Annotated in this window: 3 protein-coding genes; all 3 read right to left on the bottom strand. The window is 77.4% G+C overall.

Annotated elements, in window-relative coordinates:
- Nucleotides 1-224 precede the first annotated feature (224 nt).
- Nucleotides 225-2,783: a class III lanthionine synthetase LanKC gene (gene lanKC, locus ACFVGO_RS39225; RefSeq protein ID WP_380636944.1), complete on the bottom strand. Its 2,559-nt coding sequence runs from the start codon at nucleotides 2,781-2,783 to the stop codon at nucleotides 225-227.
- 40 nt (nucleotides 2,784-2,823) lie between these two features.
- A complete protein-coding gene (locus ACFVGO_RS39220) occupies nucleotides 2,824-4,044 on the bottom strand; it encodes an MFS transporter (RefSeq protein ID WP_380636942.1) in 1,221 nt (406 codons plus the stop codon).
- A 156-nt stretch (nucleotides 4,045-4,200) separates the two neighbouring features.
- Nucleotides 4,201-4,377: a hypothetical protein gene (locus tag ACFVGO_RS39215; protein WP_380636940.1), complete on the bottom strand. Its 177-nt coding sequence runs from the start codon at nucleotides 4,375-4,377 to the stop codon at nucleotides 4,201-4,203.
- Nucleotides 4,378-4,503: the final 126 nt, after the last annotated feature.

Raw genomic sequence — 4,503 nt, 5'->3', positions numbered from 1 at the left:
ACGAGAGGGGGGCCTCTTTGATCCGTGGGGGGGACCAGGAAGAGTGCGGGGGGGGGTCCCCCCCCACGGGGGGGGACCCCCCCCCACGCCGCCCTGTACGCCCTGCCGCGGCTCACCCACCTGCACGCCCGCGAACGCGCGGTGGAGGCCGTGCGGGCGCCGGCACTGACCTGACGGCCGCGCCCGTGGGGCACCGGCGCCGACCTGACGGCCGCGCGGTTCGCTCACCCCAGGGTCAGCAGGTCCAGCACGTCCGCCCGCCGCTCCCCGGGCCCCTCCTCCAGCCCGCTCAGCGCCAGCAGCACCCCCGCCGCGCCCGTGTGCAGGTCGGCGGAGAAGCGCCGCAGCCTCATCCCCGGCACCAGCAGCCCCTCCGGCCGGGCCACCAGGTGCCACTGGAGCTTGCGCACCTGCCCGAGCACGGCCTCCCGCGCGGGCGCCCCGCCCAGCCGGTCCAGCGCCAGCGTCAGCCCGACCCGCCCGCGGAACAGGCCCGGCTCCCGGATGAACCCGGGCGCGCAGACCTTGCGCACGTCCGCCAGGAAGGCCTCCCCGCCCGGCAGCTCCGCGTGCTCCAGGAACTCCCGCACCACCAGCGCGATCCCGCTGCTGCCCCGGTCCAGGTAGGCCAGCCGGCGCCCGGCCTCCAGCACCTGCACCGACCCGTCGGGCACCCGGACGCACCCGGCCACGGCCCGTTCCAGCGCGGTCCGCCCGGAGTCGAGCAGCCACCGCTCGCCGGTCCGCCGGTACAGCCGCAGCTGGAGCAGCGCGACCCCCGCCAGCCCGTACAGCAGTCCGGCGGCCGCCGGCTCGTCCAGTCCGGGCACCGGCTCGCCGCGCAGCACGGCGGCCAACTCCCGTGCGTCGTCGAGCGCGTGGGCCAGCTCCCGGGGGCGGTCCAGCGCCCGCGCCAGCCGCAGCCGGGCGAGCGCCGCGCCGGCCCGGCCGCCGAACAGGCCCGCCTCCCGGGCCGGGCGGGCGGTGCGGGCGCGCCCGAGCAGTTCCTCCGCCTCCTCCGTCCGGCCGATCCGGGCCAGCACCAGCGCGGTGCCGAGCGGCCCGTCGTACAGTCCGCCGGTGCCGGGGCGGTCGGCCCGCCGGCGCACCGCGGCGACCAGCCAGTCCGCGTACTCCTGCGGCCAGTCGGCGCCGGCGCGGTGCAGCGCGTACAGCACCCCCGCCGCGCCGTGCGACACGCCCGTACCGCCGTCGGCGAACCCGGCCACGTCCCCGGGGAAGAGCCGGTCCGGCCGGTCCGGGGTGGCGCCCGCGTGCAGGCCCGCGACCAGCTCCCGGCGCACCGGGTCCAGCGAGGGCCCGGCCAGCAGCTCCCGCCCGCGCCGCTCGCTCGCCGACTCCACCAGGGCCACCGCTCCAGGGCGCACCGGCCCCTCCTCCTCCCCGAGTCCGAACCACTCGCGCGCCCGCCGCTCCAGCGCCGGGAGCTTGCCCGGGTCGAGGTCGGCCAGTTCCAGCACCGGCATCAGCAGCATCAGCCAGGTGGCCCAGAGCAGCCAGCGGTCGGCCTCGGCGCCGGTCAGTCCGGGCGGGACGTGCTGTCCGGCCGCGCCGGCCACCGGCACCCGCCGGTCGTCCAGCCCGGCCGCGTACTCGAAGTCCACCAGCACCACCGACCCGTCCGGCCGGAGCACCACGTTCGACGGGTGGAGGTCCCCGAACCGCACGCCCCGCCCGTGCAGGGCGGCGAGCGCCCGCTCCAGCCCCGCCACCACCCCGCCCACCCACCGCGCGTACCGGGCGCGCTGCTCCGGTGTGCAGTTCTGGTGCACCAGCGGGTAGCGCCGGATCGCCTCGGTGAACAACTGGACGCCCTCGACGTGCTCCTGCACCAGGAAGGTGTGCTCCCACACCGTGCGCACCTCGTGCAGCCGCGGCACGCACGCCAGCCCGGCCAGCCGCTCCAGCGCCCACTGCTCGCGCCGCAGCCGGGTCAGGGCGTCCGCCCCGGCGCCGTCCAGCCCGGTGTGCGGGCGGGCCTCGCGCAGCACCACCCGCTCCCCCGTGCCGTGCCGCTCGGCGAGGTAGATCCCGCCGGCGTTGGAGAACCGGAGCACCTCGACGATCCGGTACGGCAGGTGCCCGCGGGCCGCCGCCCGGGCGGCCAGGTGCGGGCGCAGCGCGGCCGGCGGCTCGACCCACCCGGGCAGCCGGAACGCCGGCTCGCGGGGGTCGGGCACGAGCGCGCCGGACGGGTCGCGCAGGGCCGGGACGACCCGCCCGGCCGCGTCCTGGCACCACAGTTCGACGAAGGCCCCGTAGCGCGCGAACACCGGGGCGTCGCCGATCCGCAGGTCGGTGAGCACGTACGGCCCGGGGAAGCCGTCCAGCGCCCGCGCCAACTCCTCGGCCAGGGTGAGGAACTCGCCCTCCGTGGCCGGGTAGACGGTGATGAACTTGCCGCTGCTGCCGCGCCCCGCGAACTTGCCGTTCGTCACCGCCAGCGCCGCCGGGCCGCGCAGGAACTTGAACGCGACCCGGCGGTCGAGGCAGATCCGGGCGACGGCGTCCAGTGTCCGCTCGGCACTCTCCCGCACCGCCGACACGTGCAGCTTCCAGCCCTGCTCCGGCAGCCGGGAGTCGGCCGACAGGACCTCGGGCCGCAGCACCGTCCACAGCCCGCGCTGCTCCCGCCGCCAGCCCGCGGGCGGCTCGCCGAGGGCCGGCGGGTAGCGGTTCGCCCCGTCCCGCAGCCGCCCGGGGGTGTCGTAGTACATCGGATCGGCGAGGCAGTACAGCTGGGTCTCGTGGGCGCCGGCCATGGGGCCTCCTGTTCCGAAGTCTTCCGGGAGCGGGCGGTGTTCAGACGGCCGGGCGCGGCCGCGGTCCGCGCCGGACCGGCGGCGCCCAGGTGACCACGGCCGCGCAGAGCGCGATGGCGACGGCCAGCAGGGCGAAGGTCCGGGTGCCGCCGAGCGAGCCGAGCAGGGTGCCGGCGGCCAGCGGGCCGAACGGCTGGACCAGGGTGGACAGGAAGGCGGCCGCGCTCTGCACCCGGCCGATCCGGTCGGGCGGCGCGGCGATCAGCATGCCGGAGACGAAGCCGATGCTGGCGACGGTGGACAGGCACATGCAGGCCGCGCAGAGCAGTCCGATCAGCAGCGGCACCCGGGTGAGCACCAGGACCCCGGCGGTGAGCGCGCAGGCCCAGCAGGCGAGCGCGACCAGGCTGCCGTCCCGGACCCGGGCACCGAGCCGGGGAGCCAGCAGCGCGCCGGCCAGGGCGCCGGCCGCGGTGCAGGAGACGACCGTGCCGCCTCCGACGCCGGAGCGGCCGCCGTCGGAGGCGACGGCCAGGGTGGCGAACATCAGCGCGCTGAACGCGAAGTTCATCCCGAGGCCGAAGATCAGCAGCAGGGTGCGCAGATAGGGCCGGTGCCAGATGAAGGCCAGTCCGGCGGTCAGCTCGGCCCGGCCGAGCACCGGCCCGTTCCTCGCGGCGGGCAGCGAGCGGGTCCGCATCAGCGCCACGCAGACGGTGGACAGCAGCAGTCCGACGCCCTCGGCGAGGAACGGCAGCACCGGGTGCCAGGCGAACAGCGCCCCGCCGCCGAGCGGTCCGATCAGCCGGGCGGCCGCGCCGCGCGCCTGCATCCGGGAGGAGGCCTCGCGGGCCTGCCCGGCGGGCACCACCGCGCGCAGCAGCCCGCCCGCGGCGGGCCCGTAGACGCCGGTGATCAGCGCCCCGGCGGCGGCGACCAGCAGGACCAGCGGCAGCGGGGTGTGCCCGCGCAGCACGGCGACGACCAGGGCGCCGACCGCGAACAGGCCGAGGACGTCGCAGATCCGCATCAGCCGGCGCCGCTCGATCCGGTCGGCGAGCACCCCGCCGGGCAGCATGGTGAGCAGCAGCGCGCCGACCGAGACGGTGCCGACGGCGCCCGCCCGGGCGGCCGATCCGGTCTCCCGCAGGACCAGCAACGGCAGGGCGATCGAGGCGAGTTGGGAGCCGAGCGAGGCCAGCAGGCCGCCGGCCCAGAGCAGCCGGAAGTCCCGGTTGCGGGCGAGCGGGGTGGGCTCCATGGCCGTCCTCCGTGGTCGGGCGGGGGCACCCGCGGGGGTGCGGATCGGGCCGGGGCGGTCCCGTCCCGGCGGGACCGCCCCGGAGGCCTTCGGCGGCCGGCGGCCGGGGGCGGCGGTGCGTCCGCCCCCGTGCCCGGCCCGGCGTGCGGACTCCGGTCAGGCGGAGGTCTCGGCGCCGGCGACGTAGCTGATCAGGCTGAAGCAGTTGCCGTCGGAGGCCTCGCTCAGGACCTTCATCGACTGGAGGTCCAGGATGTTGGCCACGTGCGCCTCGACCTCCGGGCCCTCCTCGCCGCTCTCGCCGACGTTCTGCTGCTCCATGTTCTCGGCCATGGTCGAACTCCCTTCCGCATGGGGGGGTGGTGGCGGCGACGGCGGGCGGCGATTGCGTACCCGACGCCCCCACTTGGGGTAAACGCTACCTGTATGACTTGTCCGCATCAAGTGCACCACATGTCC

This window comes from Kitasatospora sp. NPDC057738 (assembly GCF_042798815.1).
Classification (GTDB): domain Bacteria; phylum Actinomycetota; class Actinomycetes; order Streptomycetales; family Streptomycetaceae; genus Kitasatospora; species Kitasatospora lactacystinica.
Note: the sequence above shows the minus strand (reverse complement) of the source record. Positions and strands in the feature narration are given on the sequence as shown.